Origin of the sequence: Nocardioides sp. R-C-SC26 (assembly GCF_021246465.1) — a bacterium.
Taxonomy (GTDB): Bacteria; Actinomycetota; Actinomycetes; order Propionibacteriales; family Nocardioidaceae; genus Nocardioides.
In genome coordinates this window covers 1-350 of record NZ_JAHRHK010000049.1, presented here as the reverse complement: position 1 = coordinate 350, position 350 = coordinate 1, and the positions used below count along the sequence as shown (strand labels likewise).

The following is a 350-nucleotide window of genomic DNA, read 5'->3' as shown; positions in this document are numbered from 1 at the left end:
CGAACTCGGCCGCGCAGGTGTCGACGGTCTTGAAGACCGGGCGGATGCCGAGCGCGTGCCGTACCCCTCGGACGACGTCGGCGGTGGTGCCGCGGATCTTGCCGAGCTGGGCGTCGGAGGAGCCGTGCCGCTTGGCGATGCGCAGGAGCTCCGGAGTCAGCTCGGGAGCAGAGATGAGCTGCTGTGCGATCTCGTTGATCAGACTCAGCTGGTCGACGAACCAGGGGTCGATCTTGGTGCTGTCGAAGACCTCCTCGGCGGTGGCGCCGGCGCGCAGCGCATCCATCACCTTCTTGAGGCGACCGTCGTGCGGCGTGCCGATCTGCTGGAACAGATCCGCACGCCGCACG

The 350-nt window shown here is 68.0% G+C and carries 1 pseudogene; it reads right to left on the bottom strand.

Annotation, left to right across the window (positions count from 1 at the left end):
- Positions 1 to 350: pseudogene (gene carB, locus KSO97_RS17380) on the bottom strand (carbamoyl phosphate synthase large subunit); the annotation flags it as partial.